This window comes from Mesorhizobium sp. HAY1-8B (assembly GCF_056868045.1).
Genome location: NZ_CP200321.1, coordinates 4,028,425 through 4,042,534, shown reverse-complemented (window position 1 = coordinate 4,042,534; position 14,110 = coordinate 4,028,425). Strand labels below are relative to the sequence as shown.

The 14,110-nt window shown below is 62.7% G+C and carries 15 protein-coding genes; 5 read left to right on the top strand and 10 right to left on the bottom strand.

Annotated elements, in window-relative coordinates:
* The first annotated feature begins 6 nt into the window (after nt 1–6).
* Nucleotides 7–951: a carbohydrate kinase family protein gene (locus AC1VON_RS19075; protein ID WP_483124528.1), complete on the top strand. Its 945-nt coding sequence runs from the start codon at nt 7–9 to the stop codon at nt 949–951.
* A gap of 74 nt (nt 952–1,025) precedes the next feature.
* Nucleotides 1,026–1,943 (top strand): pseudouridine-5'-phosphate glycosidase, encoded by a 918-nt coding sequence (locus AC1VON_RS19070; protein WP_483124527.1) that lies wholly within the window; start codon nt 1,026–1,028, stop codon nt 1,941–1,943.
* A gap of 10 nt (nt 1,944–1,953) precedes the next feature.
* Here AC1VON_RS19070 and AC1VON_RS19065 read toward each other — a convergent pair whose 3' ends face one another.
* On the bottom strand, nt 1,954–2,277 hold the full coding sequence (locus AC1VON_RS19065; protein ID WP_172350815.1) for a TfoX/Sxy family protein: 324 nt from the start codon (nt 2,275–2,277) through the stop codon (nt 1,954–1,956).
* An 89-nt stretch (nt 2,278–2,366) separates the two neighbouring features.
* Between AC1VON_RS19065 and AC1VON_RS19060 the strand changes: the two genes are divergently transcribed.
* Nucleotides 2,367–2,864: a GFA family protein gene (locus AC1VON_RS19060; protein WP_172350816.1), complete on the top strand. Its 498-nt coding sequence runs from the start codon at nt 2,367–2,369 to the stop codon at nt 2,862–2,864.
* A 33-nt stretch (nt 2,865–2,897) separates the two neighbouring features.
* Here AC1VON_RS19060 and sufA read toward each other — a convergent pair whose 3' ends face one another.
* The 7 genes from sufA to AC1VON_RS19025 all read right to left on the bottom strand — a co-directional run bounded on the left by sufA (nt 2,898) and on the right by AC1VON_RS19025 (nt 9,975).
* Entirely contained in the window at nt 2,898–3,278 is a 381-nt protein-coding gene (gene sufA / locus AC1VON_RS19055) for a Fe-S cluster assembly scaffold SufA (RefSeq protein ID WP_013895897.1), read from the bottom strand.
* A 102-nt stretch (nt 3,279–3,380) separates the two neighbouring features.
* The gene (locus AC1VON_RS19050; protein ID WP_172350817.1) at nt 3,381–3,782 is read right to left on the bottom strand and encodes an SUF system Fe-S cluster assembly protein; all 402 of its coding nucleotides are present in this window, start codon (nt 3,780–3,782) and stop codon (nt 3,381–3,383) included.
* Nucleotides 3,782–5,026: a cysteine desulfurase gene (locus tag AC1VON_RS19045; RefSeq protein WP_172350818.1), complete on the bottom strand. Its 1,245-nt coding sequence runs from the start codon at nt 5,024–5,026 to the stop codon at nt 3,782–3,784. Before AC1VON_RS19045 ends, AC1VON_RS19050 begins: the two co-directional genes overlap by 1 nt.
* 4 nt (nt 5,027–5,030) lie before the next feature.
* Nucleotides 5,031–6,299, bottom strand: coding sequence for a Fe-S cluster assembly protein SufD (gene sufD / locus AC1VON_RS19040; RefSeq protein ID WP_483124526.1), 1,269 nt, complete (start codon nt 6,297–6,299; stop codon nt 5,031–5,033).
* Nucleotides 6,300–6,324: 25 nt separating this feature from the next.
* The gene (sufC, locus tag AC1VON_RS19035; RefSeq protein ID WP_015318168.1) at nt 6,325–7,080 is read right to left on the bottom strand and encodes a Fe-S cluster assembly ATPase SufC; all 756 of its coding nucleotides are present in this window, start codon (nt 7,078–7,080) and stop codon (nt 6,325–6,327) included.
* A 27-nt stretch (nt 7,081–7,107) separates the two neighbouring features.
* On the bottom strand, nt 7,108–8,625 hold the full coding sequence (gene sufB / locus AC1VON_RS19030; protein ID WP_483124525.1) for a Fe-S cluster assembly protein SufB: 1,518 nt from the start codon (nt 8,623–8,625) through the stop codon (nt 7,108–7,110).
* Nucleotides 8,626–8,811: 186 nt separating this feature from the next.
* Nucleotides 8,812–9,975 (bottom strand): cysteine desulfurase family protein, encoded by a 1,164-nt coding sequence (locus AC1VON_RS19025; protein WP_483126346.1) that lies wholly within the window; start codon nt 9,973–9,975, stop codon nt 8,812–8,814.
* A gap of 238 nt (nt 9,976–10,213) precedes the next feature.
* Here AC1VON_RS19025 and AC1VON_RS19020 point away from each other — a divergent pair, with 238 nt between their 5' ends.
* Both AC1VON_RS19020 and AC1VON_RS19015 read left to right on the top strand, forming a co-directional pair.
* Nucleotides 10,214–10,888 (top strand): alpha/beta hydrolase, encoded by a 675-nt coding sequence (locus tag AC1VON_RS19020; protein ID WP_027042409.1) that lies wholly within the window; start codon nt 10,214–10,216, stop codon nt 10,886–10,888.
* Nucleotides 10,889–10,910: 22 nt separating this feature from the next.
* Nucleotides 10,911–11,561, top strand: a complete 651-nt coding sequence (locus tag AC1VON_RS19015; protein ID WP_483124524.1) for an FMN-binding negative transcriptional regulator — start codon at nt 10,911–10,913, stop codon at nt 11,559–11,561.
* A gap of 27 nt (nt 11,562–11,588) precedes the next feature.
* On the opposite strand, the gene AC1VON_RS19010 is transcribed toward AC1VON_RS19015, so the two are convergent.
* Together AC1VON_RS19010 and AC1VON_RS19005 are read right to left on the bottom strand one after the other, a co-directional pair.
* A complete protein-coding gene (locus AC1VON_RS19010; protein ID WP_483124523.1) occupies nt 11,589–12,410 on the bottom strand; it encodes a phosphatase PAP2 family protein in 822 nt (273 codons plus the stop codon).
* A 25-nt stretch (nt 12,411–12,435) separates the two neighbouring features.
* A complete protein-coding gene (locus AC1VON_RS19005; protein ID WP_483124522.1) occupies nt 12,436–14,085 on the bottom strand; it encodes an ArnT family glycosyltransferase in 1,650 nt (549 codons plus the stop codon).
* Between the last annotated feature and the right edge of the window lie 25 nt (nt 14,086–14,110).

Genomic DNA, 14,110 nt, shown 5'->3' with positions numbered 1-14,110 from the left:
GCCGCCATGGTGAAATCCGCAAAGATACTGGCCGTGGGCGGGGCCCATATCGACCGGCGCGGCCAGGTGTCCGGCCTCTACGTGCCGGCCGCGTCCAACCCCGGCACGATGCGCGAGGATGTCGGCGGCGGCGTCTTCAACGCGCTGCGCAGCACAGTGCTGCGCGGCATCTCCGCTTCGCTGCTTTCGATGCGGGGCGGCGATGCGGCGGGCGACACCGTTTCACGCGCCATAGCGAAGGCAGGGATTGCCGATCTGTCAGCGGTGTTCCTTGACCGCACGACACCGAGCTATACCGCGTTGATCGATCGCGAAGGCGAGTTGATCGTCGGCTTTGCCGACATGGCGCTGTACGACCTGGCGTTTCCCAAGCAGATCCGCCGATCCAAGGTGCGAGAGGCGATCTTGGCCGCCGACGCCATCCTGTGTGACGCCAATCTGCCATCGGCGGCACTGGAGCGACTGGTTTTGCTTGCCGCCGGCAAGCCCATATTCGCCATTGCCATTTCGCCGGCCAAGATCGTGCGCCTGAAGCCGGTGCTCGGCAATCTGGCCGTCGTCTTCATGAACCAGCGCGAGGCCCTCGCGCTGGCAGGCCTGGACGGCGGGGCTTCCCAGCGGGGCATCGTTGACGGTTTGAAGCGCGCCGGCCTCACTAGCGCGGTGGTCACGGCGGGCAGCGGCCCGGTGCTGGGTTTCGATCGTGACGGCATGTTTGCCATCATGCCGCCGGCCCCGAGGAAGGTTGTGGACGTCACCGGCGCGGGAGATGCGCTGGCGGGGGCAACGGTCGCCGCCTTGCTGCGCGGCATGCCCTTGCGGGCGGCATTGCGGGAAGGAGTCGCGGCGGCAACGCTGGCCATCGAGAGCGCCGACGCCGTTCCCGATTTTACCGCGGCGGCCTTCGTGGAAGCGCTGGCCCTTGTGCCCGATGTGCAGGAAGTGGCATGAGACCGGCAAATTCATAATACCGGAGTGCCGCCGCGCGTCTTGATGGATGCACGCACACCGGTTGGAGATTAGAGATGACGCCAGAGACCGCACGCCCCTTCATCGATATCCACGCGCCGGTGGCGCAAGCCCTGACCGCCGGCCGGCCGGTGGTGGCGCTGGAAAGCACCATCATCACCCATGGCATGCCCTACCCCGACAATGGCGCCATGGCGGCCGATGTCGAGAAGATCATCAGCGACGGAGGTGCCGTGCCGGCAACGATCGCCGTGATTGGCGGCCGCATCAAGATCGGCCTTTCCGACGGCGAACGCGAATCACTGGCCATGACCGGTGACGCCATGAAGCTATCGCGCGCCGACCTCGGATTCGCCGTCGCGCAAGGGCGCACCGGAGGCACCACGGTCGCCGCGACCATGATCGCCGCCCATATGGTCGGGATAAAAGTGTTCGCCACCGGCGGCATTGGCGGCGTGCACAAGGGCGCGGAAAAGAGTTTCGATATTTCGGCCGACCTCGATGAGTTGGCGCGCACACCGGTCATCGTCGTCTCGGCCGGCGCCAAGGCCATTCTCGATATCGAAAAAACGCTGGAAGTGCTGGAGACGCGTGGCGTGCCTGTCGTCGGCCATGGCTGCGAGACCATGCCCGCCTTCTGGTCGCGGCAGTCACCGTTCCGCGCGCCTCTCACCTTGTACAAGCCGGAAGACATCGCGCATTTCTACCAGACCCGGGCTGCGCTTGGGCTCGGCGGTGGCATGCTGATCGCCAACCCGGTGCCGCAGAGCGATGAAATCCCGACCGAGGAGATGGCCGGCTATATCGAGGCCGCACAGAAAGCCGCCGAGGCGCTCAACGTGACCGGCAAGGCAGTGACGCCGTTCCTGCTGTCAAAGATCCTGGAGCTCACCGGCGGCCGCAGCCTGAAGACCAACATCGCGCTGGTCGAAAACAATGCAAGGCTGGCGGCCAAGATAGCAAAGGCGCTGTAGGTTCGCACGGCTATTTGCCGGCGCGCCTTCCAGCCTCATAGGCGCGGCGTGCCCACACCGTCATCTCGTCCGGATCGTCAAAGGCACTGTCGGGAATACTCCAATAGGGCATTGCGACCAGCTTGCCGTGGCGCGAGCCTGTATAGGTCCATTGCTTGCAGCCCTCGGCTTCGAACTCGGGCGCGCTTTGCTCGTCGGCCTTCAGCAGCAATTCGCCGCGCAGCACGATGGCGACGATAACGCCGTCGAAATAGATGCCCTTGCCGCCGAACAGCCTGCGGATGCTGACCGGGCCGAGGCCGGCAAACAGTTCGGCGATGCGTTCATTGTCCATGCCGCGATCATGTCACCGGCATTTGACATTGTCATCGCGCAACCAAGATCATGCTGACAGGTTGAGATTATTCCGTCGGAGGTTTTGTCATGCCGCTTCTGCTCAAGGGATCCTGCCGCTGCAACGCCGTGCGTTTCGAGGTGGAAAGCCACACGCCCGTGCCATTCATGCTCTGCTACTGCTCGATCTGCCGCAAGCAGCAGGGCGGCGGCGGTTTCGCCATCAATCTCGGCGCCGACTACGAAACGCTGAACATCAGGGGCAAGAGGAGCATTGGCGTCTACCGTGCCGAGATCGAGGACGACGAGCATCCCCATTGCGAGGTTTCGACCGGCGAACGCAATTTCTGCCGCAAATGCGGGTCGGCGCTCTGGCTCTACGATCCGACCTGGCCGGAACTGGTGCATCCCTTCGCCTCGGCGATCGACAGCGACCTGCCGAAACCGCCTGAAAAGGTGCATCTGATGCTGAAATACAAGGCGAACTGGGTCGAGCCCGCGGTCGGCAAGGGCGACAAGGTATTCGATGTCTATCCGGAAGAGTCGATCGCCGACTGGCACAAGCGGACGGGTATGTGGGTGGAGTAGTGTTCTTCGCGCCGTAAACTGGGCGAAGGAAGATCAGGCCGAGGCGCGTGCCTCTGCCAGCGCCTTGAGATCAGCCGGCTTCAGTTCGACGGACTCACCGCAGCCGCAGGCCGAACTCTGGTTGGGGTTGTGGAAGGTGAAGCCGGTGCGCAGCGTCGTCTGCTCGAAATCCATCTCGGTGCCGAACAGGAAAAGGGCTGCCTCCGGCGCGACATAGACATGGGCGCCGTCGCGCTCGATGTGGTCGTCCTTGGTATTGGGCTCGGTCACCAGATCGACCGTGTATTCCATGCCGGCGCAGCCGCCCTTCTTGATGCCGAGGCGAATGCCATGCGCATTCTCACGGGTAGCGACGATCTCGCGCACCCGGTCGGCGGCCTTTTCGGTCATCGTGATGACGGCGAAGCGTCCCATTCTCTTTCCTTCTCCATTCCATGCAGGTTCAAGGCCTGCCGAATGATTCCTCACCTAAAATGGTGAAGTTTTACCACTGGCGCAAGTGTACCGGTTCCGACACTAGTACCAGCCCACCGCCACCTGTGCCTCTTCCGACATGCGGTCGGGCGACCAGGGCGGGTCGAAGGTCATGTTGACCTCGACGCCGGACACGCCTTCGACGGCGCCGACGGCGTTCTCCACCCAGCCAGGCATCTCGCCGGCGACCGGGCAGCCTGGTGCGGTCAGTGTCATGTCGATCTTGACCGAGCGGTCGTCCTCTATGTCGATCTTGTAGACGAGGCCAAGCTCATAGATGTCGGCCGGGATTTCCGGATCATAGACCGTCTTCAGCGCCGAGACGATATCGTCGGTCAGCCGCGCCAGTTCGTCGGCGGGAATAGCCGAGGCCGATACGATGCCATTTGCAGCCGGCTCCGGTGCGGTCTCTGCGGTCGTGCTCACATCGTCCATGGTCGTCATCACCCAAAGAACTTTCGCGCTTTTTCAAGCGCCTCGGCCAAAGCGTCGACTTCGGCCCTGGTATTATACATGCCGAACGATGCCCTGCATGTGGAGGTTACGCCAAAGCGTTTCAACAGCGGCTGGGCACAATGGGTGCCTGCCCGCACTGCAACGCCCTGCCTGTCTATCACCATCGACACGTCATGGGCATGAATGCCTTGCAGTTCGAACGAGATGATGGCGCCCTTGCCCGGCGCGTCGCCGAAGATGCGCAGCGAGTTGATGGCGCGCAGCCGCTCATGCGCGTAAGTCTTGAGGTCTTCCTCATGTGCAGCAATGCGCTCGCGGCCGATCTTTTCCATGTAGTCGAGGGCAGCACCCAGCCCGATCGCCTGGACGATCGGCGGCGTGCCGGCCTCGAAGCGATGCGGCGGCTCGTTGTAGGTGACAATGTCCTCCGTCACCTCCTCGATCATCTCGCCGCCGCCCATGAAGGGCCGCATGCCGGCGAGAATGTCCTTCTTGCCGTAGAGCACGCCGATGCCCGAGGGACCGTAGACCTTGTGGCCGGTGAAGACGAAGAAGTCACAGTCGAGATCCTGCACGTCGATTGGCATATGCACGGCGCTCTGGCTGCCGTCGACGAGTACGGGAATGCCTCGCGCATGCGCGATGCGCACGATCTCCTTGATCGGCGTCACCGTGCCCAGCGCATTCGACATCTGGGTGATGGCGACGAGCTTGGTGCGGTCAGTCAGCCGCTTCTCGAATTCCTCGATATGGAAGACGCCGAGATCGTCGACCGGCACCCAGACCAGTTTGGCTCCTTGCCGCTCGCGGATGAAATGCCAGGGAACGATGTTGGAGTGGTGCTCCATGATCGACAGCACGATCTCGTCGCCCTCGCCGATATTGGGCATGCCATAGCCATAGGCGACCGTGTTGATCGCCGAGGTCGTGTTCGAGGTGAAAACGATGTTGTCGGTGCTCGGTGCATTCAGGAAGCGGCGTACAGTCTCGCGCGCTTTTTCATAAGCGTCGGTCGCCGCGTTGGACAGGAAATGCAGGCCGCGGTGGACGTTGGCATACTCCTGCGAATAGGCGTGCTGGATCGTATCCAGCACCACCTGCGGCTTCTGCGCCGAGGCGCCATTGTCGAGATAGACCAGCTTCTTGCCGTAGACTTCCCGCGACAGGATCGGGAAGTCGCGACGGATCGCCTCGACGTCGTAGAAATCTCCGATCTTGCCTGGAGCGTTCATCATTTCACCCGTGCGTCAAAAACCAATCGTCCAGTCTTGCTTCCAGCGCCTCGACGATCGCCTCGTCATCCAGTTCCTCGATCACCTCGGCGACGAACGCCTTGACCAGCAGGCCACGGGCCGACTTCTCGTCGACGCCGCGCGCCATCAGGTAGAACAGATGGTCATGGTCGATCTCGGTGACGGTCGCGCCATGGCCGCAGACGACGTCGTCGGCGAAGATTTCGAGCTCCGGCTTGGTCGAGAACTCGCCATCGTCAGACAGGAGCAACGTGTTGCAAGCCATCTTGGCGTTGGTCTTCTGCGCATATTGGTGGACGTTGATACGGCCCTGGAAGACGCCGCGCGCCTTGCCCGTCACCACGTTGCGGATGATCTCGGTCGAGGTCGTGTGCGGCACAGCGTGGTCGAGCACCATCGTCACGTCGCTGTGGGTATCGCCGGCCAGCAGGTTGATGCCGCGCAGCTTGAAATCTGCGCCTTCGCCCGTCGTCCTGACCATGACCTCCTGGCGCACAAGCTTGCCGCCGGCGTTCATCACGAACAGCGTCAGCTTGGCATTCTTGCCAATATGGGCCTTGAACTGCGCCAGATGGGTCGCCGTCTCCGGCTGTTCCTGGACGATCAGCCACGTCACCTCGGCACCCTCACCCAGCACAAGCTGGCTGACCGAACTGACCAGTGCAGCCCCGTCTCCCGCCTGACGCTCGACGATGACCGCCTTGGCCCCGGCACCGACACGCACCGGCAGACGCACATGGGTCTGGCCGCCGGCCTGCACATTCTGCAGTTCGATCGGCTTTTCGAGTTCCGCGCCATCGGCGATGTCGACAAAATAGCCGTCGGCAACGAAGGCGGTGTTCAGCGCACCGATCGCATCGTCACTGCCATAGGGGTCGAGGCCCGGCGCAATGCTGCCATCAATCAGCTTTTCCGACAGGCGCTGGACGGTGACGCCTTCGATATCAGGCGTCTTCGCGTCGGACTTGCCGTTCAGGATCGCCAACACCGCGGAGCCTTCGACGATCGGCGCAACGGCTTTTGCCGCTGCGGCCGGGTCGAAGTCCGGCACCACATTCAACAGCCGGCGCAGGTCCGTGTAGTGCCAGGATTCGATACGCCGCGTCGGCAGGCCGTGCTTGATCGCCTCGATCGCGTCGTCGCGCTTCAGCATCACCGCGCCGTCGCCCGGCAGCAGCGACAACCGGTCGCCGAACGCGTCGATCAACGCGGTTTCGGCCGGTGTCCGCTGCGGTTGTGTGTGCATATTCATCAGTTTGACCTTGCCTTCTGGCATCTCACGCGGCTTCGCCGATCACGCCGGCATAGCCGTTGGCTTCGAGGTCGAGCGCCAGCGACTTGTCGCCGGACTTGATGACCTGGCCCTTGTAGAGCACGTGCACGCTGTCGGGCACGATGTGTTCGAGCAGGCGCTGATAGTGGGTGATGACCAGGAAAGCACGGTCCGGCGCGCGCAAAGCGTTGACGCCGTCGGAAACGATCTTGAGCGCGTCGATATCGAGGCCGGAATCGGTCTCGTCGAGCACGCATAGTTTTGGCTCCAGCAGCTTCATCTGCAGGATCTCGGCGCGCTTCTTTTCGCCGCCGGAGAAGCCGACGTTGAGCGGCCGCTTCAGCATAGCCATGTCCATGCTGAGCGAGGCGGCGGCTTCCTTCACGCGCTTCAGGAATTCCGGGATCTTCAGGGGCTCCTCGCCGCGCGCCTTGCGCTGCTCGTTCATGGCCACTTTCAGGAATTCCATGGTCGCCACGCCCGGTATCTCCATCGGATACTGGAAAGCGAGGAAGATGCCCGACGTCGCGCGCTCGGCCGGATCCATTTCGAGGATCGACTGGCCATTGTACAGGATGTCGCCTTCGGTCACCTCATAGTCCTCGCGGCCGGCGAGGATGTAGGACAACGTCGATTTGCCCGAGCCGTTCGGGCCCATGATCGCGGCGACCTCGCCGGCTTTCACCGTCAGGTTCAGGCCGCGGATGATTTCGGTGCCGTCATCGACGATGCGGGCGTGCAGGTTCTTGATTTCAAGCATTCTTTTGTTTCCTGAATATCTGTCCGGTCAGCCGACCGAGCCCTCAAGCGAGATGCCGATCAGCTTCTGCGCCTCGACGGCGAACTCCATCGGCAGTTGCTGGATGACGTCCTTGACGAAGCCGTTGACGATCAGCGCGATGGCTTCCTCTTCGGGAATGCCGCGCTGCATCACGTAGAATTTCTGGTCCTCGGAAATCTTCGACGTCGTTGCTTCGTGCTCGAATTGCGCCGTCGAGTTCTTGGCTTCCATATAGGGCACGGTGTGCGCGCCGCACTGGTCGCCGATCAGCAGGGAGTCACAGTTGGTGAAGTTGCGGGCGTTGGTCGCCTTGCGGTGCGCGGAAACCTGGCCGCGATAGGTGTTCTGCGAGAAGCCGGCGGCGATGCCCTTGGAGATGATGCGGCTCGACGTGTTCTTGCCGAGATGGATCATCTTGGTGCCGCTGTCGACCTGCTGGTAGCCGTTCGACACGGCGATCGAATAGAACTCGCCGGAGGAATCGTCGCCGCGCAGGATGCAGCTCGGGTACTTCCAGGTGATCGCCGAACCGGTTTCGACCTGCGTCCACGAGATCTTCGAACGGTTGCCACGGCAGTCGCCGCGCTTGGTGACGAAATTGTAGATGCCGCCCTTGCCTTCGGCGTCGCCGGGATACCAGTTCTGCACCGTCGAATATTTGATCTCGGCATCGTCGAGCGCCACGAGTTCGACCACCGCGGCATGCAGCTGGTTCTCGTCGCGCTGCGGCGCGGTGCAGCCTTCGAGATAGGAGACGTAAGCCCCCTCCTCGGCGATGATCAGCGTGCGCTCGAACTGGCCGGTGTTCTTTTCGTTCATGCGGAAATAGGTCGACAGTTCCATCGGGCAGCGCACGCCCTTGGGCACGAAGACGAAGGAACCGTCGGTGAAGACAGCCGAGTTCAGCGTGGCGTAGAAATTGTCCGATGTCGGCACCACCGATCCGAGATATTTCTGGACCAGTTCCGGATGCTCGCGGATGGCTTCAGAGATCGAGCAGAAGATCACGCCGGCCTGCGCCAGTTCCTTCTTGAAGGTGGTGACGACCGAAACGGAATCGAACACCGCGTCGACAGCCACACGGCCCGACTTGTAGACATTGTCGCTAGGCTCCTCGAGATCGGAGGCATCGGTCTTCTGCACGCCGGCGAGGATCTCCTGCTCCTTAAGCGGAATGCCGAGCTTCTCGTAAACCTTCAAGAGTTCGGGATCGACATCGCTGAGCGACGATGGGCCAGGCGTGCTCTTGGGCGCCGCGTAATAGTAGATGTCCTGGAAATCGATCTTCGGATAGTGGACGCGCGCCCAGGTCGGCTCTTCCAGCGTCAGCCAGCGCCGATAAGCTTCCAGGCGCCATTCCAGCATCCAGGACGGCTCGTCCTTCTTGGCCGAAATGAAACGGATGATGTCTTCGCTCAGGCCCTTGGGGGCCTTGTCGACTGCAATTTCCGTCTGGAATCCGTATTTGTATTGGTCGACGTCGATCTTTCGGACCCGATCGATCGTGTCCTGCACAGCAGGCATATGCGTTCTCCATCCACGCCGGGGTCAAGGCCCGACAGTTTTCAAACTATGGCACCGCCGAAATAAGCGCCGAAGAAGCGCTCGCGGCAGCGTAAGTTCCATATAGTGCGCCTCGACCGGAAATGCACCCGGCCAGTATGAAACGCACGGCTCTACCAGGCCGAAAAGCCCAAAATCGTCCAACCGCTACGCGGCCCTTCCCTTATCCGCCCGACGAGCGGCGATGCCCGCCAGCGCGGTGTGGAACAGTTCTATGTCCCCAGCACCCGTCGCCGGACCGATCGACACACGCAAGGCACCGAGACTGTCGCCATAGCCCATGGCTTTCAGCACGTGGCTCGGCCCGACCTTGCCCGACGAACAGGCGGAGCCGGCCGACAGCGCAACACCGGCCAGATCGAAGGCGATCTGCGCGGTTTCGGCCTTGACGCCCGCAATAGCGAAGAATGTCGTGTTGGCAAGCCTTGGCGCGCCGGTTCCAAAGATTTCCGCATCCGGGACCAGCGTTTTGACGATGGCCTCTATCTCGTCACGGCGCTCGCGCACCGCATCGATGGCCGGCAGTCCGGCCAGCGCTTCGCGTGCGGCAGCACCAAAACCGGCGATGGAGCCAAGGTTTTCCGTACCGCCGCGATGGCCCTTTTCCTGGCCGCCGCCGTTTATCAGGGGCTTCGGCATCATCAGGTCGGCGGCAGCGACGATGGCGCCGACGCCCTTGGGGCCGCCGATCTTGTGCGAAGACAGAATCAGATAATCGGCGTAACCCGCTGACATGTCGATCGAAACGCGACCCGCGGCTTGAACCGCATCGACGACAAGAATGCCGCCGGCGGCCTTGACGATCTCGGCCATACGATCGATCGGCTGGATGACGCCGGTCTCGTTGTTGGCGGCATGGATCGCCACCAGCGGCAGGCCATCGGCCTTGTCATGACCTGCAAGCGCGGCCGCCAAGGCCGCAAGATCAGCAATGCCATTGGCGTCGACGCCGATGCGCGTCACTTGCGCCGCCGGGAAGCGCCCGCCATTCAACAGGCAGGGATGATCGGCCTCCGACACGTAAAGCCGGCTCATGCGCAGGCCGCCGCGGCCCATCTGCCAATCAGGGACCAGAAGCGTCGAGGCGGCTTCGGTCGCTCCGGAGGTGAACACGACATGTTCGGGCCTGGCATTCCCCAATGCCGCGACCTCTCGCCTCGCCGTCTCGATCAGGCGCCGCGCGGCGCGGCCCTCGGCATGGACCGACGACGGGTTGGCGGCCACGTCAAATGCCGCGACCATAGCCTCGCGTGCCGCTGCAAGCAGCGGCGCACTGGCATTGTAGTCGAGATAGGCGCGTTTTGCGGCCATTTTCGTCCAGTTGGTCCCGTCAGAAGCCATTCGGTCGTCGTATGGCGTTATTTCCTTGAAATTCCAAGGCGAGCCGTCCTATTTACGCGGCTTGCGGCGCGGGTGGCCGGGCTCGACGTCTGGCCACTCAGTTTTGAATAGTTCTAAACTAGCTTCTAAGAAGACGCTCGCCCTGCGTCAAGGCCAGAGGAAGACACGTTCCGGGCGCCGCGCATTCGTATACCAAGTGGAGTATTTCATGCCTGAGGTCATTTTCACCGGTCCGGCCGGTCGCCTGGAGGGACGCTACCAGCCCTCCAAGGAAAAGAGCGCGCCGATCGCCATCGTTTTGCATCCGCACCCGCAATTCGGCGGCACGATGAACAACAAGATCGTCTACGACCTCTTCTACATGTTCCAGAAGCGTGATTTCACCACGCTGCGCTTCAATTTCCGCGGCATCGGCCGCAGCCAGGGCGAGTTCGACCACGGCACCGGCGAATTGTCGGACGCGGCGGCCGCGCTCGACTGGGTCCAGTCGCTGCATCCGGATTCCAAGAGTTGCTGGGTCGCCGGTTATTCCTTCGGCTCGTGGATCGGCATGCAGCTTTTGATGCGCCGACCGGAGATCGAAGGCTTCATCTCGATCGCGCCGCAGCCCAACACCTATGATTTCTCGTTCCTGGCGCCCTGCCCGTCATCGGGCCTGATCATCCATGGCGATGCCGACAAGGTGGCGCCGCCGAAGGATGTGCAAGGCCTGGTCGACAAGCTGCACACGCAGAAGGGCATCACCATCACGCAGAAGACCCTGCCCGGCGCCAACCACTTTTTCGCCAACGACGCCGACCTGCTGATCGAGGAATGCGCCGACTATCTCGATCGCCGGCTGGCGGGCGAATTGTCCGATCCGCGGCCGAAGCGGCTGAGATAAACAGGGGAAGGCGCCAGCGCCGATGTACGAGCCTCCCCATTTCCAGGAAACGCGACCCGATGTCCTGCATGGACTGATCAGGGCGTATCCGCTCGGCATGCTGATCTCGAACGGGCCTGACGGCCCGGTCGCAAACGCCATTCCCTTCCTGCTCGACGCTGAAGCGGCGCCGAACGGCAAGTTGCGGGCTCACCTGGCCAAGGCCAACCCGCAATGGCGCCTCATTGCCGACAATCCGGGATCGCCCTTGCTGATCGTCTTCCAGGGCACCGACGCTTATGTGACGCCCTCCTGGTACGAAACCAAGCGCGAGACCGGCAAGGTGGTGCCGACTTGGAACTATGCCATCGTGCAAGTGCGCGGCACCGCCAAGGTGATCGACGACCAGGAATGGCTCGCGCGCCAGATCGCCGACCTGACCGCCTCCCAGGAAGGTGCGCGCGAGGCGCCTTGGGCAGTGACCGATGCGCCGCCGCCCTTCATCCAGTCGCAGATCAAGGGCATTATCGGGCTGGAGATCGAGATCAGCGAGATCCATGGCAAGTGGAAGGTCAGCCAGAACCGTCCCGTCGCCGATCGCGCGGGTGTCGCGCAAGGGCTCGAAAGCGAAACGGCCAATTCGTCCGACATGGCTCGCCTGGTGAGATCCTACGGCGGACTGGACAGCAATTAGATCAATCCGCCCTGCGACTATCTTTCGCTATCTTTCCGGGGCAACCAACCGGAACGATGCTTTGCGGACCGGCAATCCCGATTGCGTCGGCCGGAAGATGAAGCCGAGACGGGCAAAGACCACCCCGCAGGCGAGCGCGAAGGCGCAGCCGAGGCCGAAGCCGGCGACCGTGTCGCTCGGGTAGTGGGCACCAACGAAGACCCGGGTCGAGGCGATGCAGGCCGTCACCGCCAGCGCGATGTACCAGCGTCGCGGAAACAAGAGCAGAAGAACGCCGAACACCGCGCCCATCGTCGTGGCATGGCCGGACGGAAAACCGGCGAAGCGTGCATCGAAAGCAAAGGGATGCAGGGCCAGGACACCAAAATCCTGGAAGTAGAGCGGTCGGGCCCGGCCGATCGCGTACTTCAGGACATTGACCGTCAGACCGGACAGGCCGACGGCGCTCAGCACCAGGAAAGCCAGGCAAGTCCAGTTGTAGGCGAGCATCAATGATCGTCTCGAGAGACTTCGCCAATCGGTCAGATTGGCCGCGACGAGCAAAAGCGCGGGCGGAATAAGATACCAGCCGCCGAGACCGAACTGCGTGAAAAAGTCGGCCAGACGGACGAATCCCGGTGACCATTGATCGCGAAGTATCCCCGCAGGGGTGTCGAGACGGACAAACGCCGCCGCTGTCAGCAGAACCCAGCCCAAGCCCCAGACCGACCATACTATGTTCGGGTACCTGGCGGGACGAGCAGCAAAGCGCCCTCTCACGATCCGCATCGTGTCGAGAAAATTGTCGACCGACCGGCGCCCTGCCCCCAGGAGCCTGCCAGAAACGGGTGGGCGCGATTTCACGAGCATTGGGAAGTCGACCTCATCGCCGAAATCATTGCGCGATACGATAGAGGCCGAGCGACAATTTGTCTCCCGACGAATAGTTGAGGCCGTCGACTTCGGCGACGCGGTTCGCCGATTTGCCTCGCACCGACAGCATGCCATTCAGTTTCTGCTCATCCTCGATCGGCGCCAGCCCCAACGCGCAGGCCGGATCGGCAAGCAGATGTTCCGCCACCCCCCCAATATCGGTCAGCACCGTCTTGGTGCCGACCAGGAACACCAGGCTCGGTTCCTGATAGCGCGCCGAGGCCAGCACCGTCGTGTCACAAGCCTTGTTGGCAAGCACCGCTTGCTTGATTGCCGGGCTCAGCCAGATCGGCTTCAGGGATGGAGCGATGACACCGAACAGCAAGGCATAGGTGATGCCGGCACAGGCGGCGGTGGCTCCGATACGGGGCAGCGGCACCTGCAACTGCCGCGAAAAACCCAGGTAGCCAGTGCCGAGCGCGGCAGCGGCGGCCGGAATGCTCCACCAGGAAAAGGTGTGGGTGAGGTAGATCGGCGCTCCAATGCAGACCGCCGCCAGGCCGAGGCTGACCACGACCAGGCCGAATGCAGTCGACCACCACAGCCATTGCTGCCAGCGCTTGAGCGGTGTGTTGGCATCCTCCGGCGACAACGTCAGCAGCCAGCCGATCAGCAGCGCCATGCCGGGATAGGCCGGCAGAACGTAGTGCGGCAGCTTCGTCGGAATGAGTTCGAATACGAGCCAGAAAGGGATGTACCAGGCGAGGCAGAAGCGCAACCTGACATCGTCGCGCAGACGGTTGAGGGCCTGGAGACCGGCGCCGACGGCGATCAGGCCGAAGGGCCACATGAACAGCGAATAGGTCAGCATGTAAAAGCCCGGGGGCAGGCCATGCAATTCCTCGCCCGACGCGACCTTGCCAAGCATGTCCTTGCCGACAGCCTGCTGCAGGAAAGCACCATGGCTTTTCCAGGTGATCGCGGCGAGCCAGGGCAGCGTAATCAGCACGACGAGCAACAGGCCGCGCCCGACCTTGAGTTTCGACAGCCAGCGCCCGTCGCGCTCGAAGGCAAACAGCGCGGCGATTGTCAGTGCCGACAGCAGCGGCGCAATCGGCCCCTTGATGAGGATCGCCGCCCCTTGGGCGATCCAGAATATCCACCAGAGGTGGCCGGCGACCGGCTCGTTGCGCCGTGTTGCCAGGTAGATCTGCGCCAGTGCGCCTTGCGCCGCCACGCAGCAGGCGAGCAGCATCGCATCGGTCTTGGCGTCGCGGCCCTCGAAGGCCGTGGCGAAGATCGCCGCCATCACCAGGCCGGCGGCGAGGCCGGCATTGGCGCCGAAAAGATTGGTCCCTGTCCAGGCGATCGCCAGCACCGCAATGGCAATGCCAAGCGCGGAGACCGTGCGGTAGACCCAAATCGGCGCTTCGGCCCCCTTGCCGCTCAAGGTCACGGCGGCAGATTGCAGCCAATAGATACCGATCGGCTTTTGGTAGCGCGAGGCGTTCTGGAAGCGGATGTCGACATAGTCGCCGCTCTCCGCCATCTGCTTGGTGGCCTGGACGAAGCGCAACTCGTCCCGGTCGATCGGCGGCAGGGATGCCAGTCCCGAAACCGTCATCACCAGGCTGAACAGGAAGAGAAGGATGTAGTTCCTGTTCAACGCCATGCTCGAACCTCTCTGGTCATTTCTT

Excerpts from the sequence above, each read along its gene's own strand:
- AC1VON_RS19015 (WP_483124524.1), top strand. The coding sequence starts at position 10,911 with ATGTACGAGCCTCCCCATTTCCAGGAAACGCGACCCGATGTCCTGCAT.
- AC1VON_RS19075 (WP_483124528.1), top strand. The coding sequence starts at position 7 with ATGGTGAAATCCGCAAAGATACTGGCCGTGGGCGGGGCCCATATCGAC.
- sufD (WP_483124526.1), bottom strand. The coding sequence starts at position 6,299 with ATGAATATGCACACACAACCGCAGCGGACACCGGCCGAAACCGCGTTG.
- AC1VON_RS19010 (WP_483124523.1), bottom strand. The coding sequence starts at position 12,410 with ATGCTCGTGAAATCGCGCCCACCCGTTTCTGGCAGGCTCCTGGGGGCA.
- AC1VON_RS19050 (WP_172350817.1), bottom strand. The coding sequence starts at position 3,782 with ATGACGACCATGGACGATGTGAGCACGACCGCAGAGACCGCACCGGAG.
- sufC (WP_015318168.1), bottom strand. The coding sequence starts at position 7,080 with ATGCTTGAAATCAAGAACCTGCACGCCCGCATCGTCGATGACGGCACC.
- AC1VON_RS19020 (WP_027042409.1), top strand. The coding sequence starts at position 10,214 with ATGCCTGAGGTCATTTTCACCGGTCCGGCCGGTCGCCTGGAGGGACGC.
- sufA (WP_013895897.1), bottom strand. The coding sequence starts at position 3,278 with ATGGGACGCTTCGCCGTCATCACGATGACCGAAAAGGCCGCCGACCGG.
- sufB (WP_483124525.1), bottom strand. The coding sequence starts at position 8,625 with ATGCCTGCTGTGCAGGACACGATCGATCGGGTCCGAAAGATCGACGTC.
- AC1VON_RS19005 (WP_483124522.1), bottom strand. The coding sequence starts at position 14,085 with ATGGCGTTGAACAGGAACTACATCCTTCTCTTCCTGTTCAGCCTGGTG.
- AC1VON_RS19070 (WP_483124527.1), top strand. The coding sequence starts at position 1,026 with ATGACGCCAGAGACCGCACGCCCCTTCATCGATATCCACGCGCCGGTG.
- AC1VON_RS19025 (WP_483126346.1), bottom strand. The coding sequence starts at position 9,975 with ATGGCCGCAAAACGCGCCTATCTCGACTACAATGCCAGTGCGCCGCTG.
- AC1VON_RS19065 (WP_172350815.1), bottom strand. The coding sequence starts at position 2,277 with ATGGACAATGAACGCATCGCCGAACTGTTTGCCGGCCTCGGCCCGGTC.
- AC1VON_RS19045 (WP_172350818.1), bottom strand. The coding sequence starts at position 5,026 with ATGAACGCTCCAGGCAAGATCGGAGATTTCTACGACGTCGAGGCGATC.
- AC1VON_RS19060 (WP_172350816.1), top strand. The coding sequence starts at position 2,367 with ATGCCGCTTCTGCTCAAGGGATCCTGCCGCTGCAACGCCGTGCGTTTC.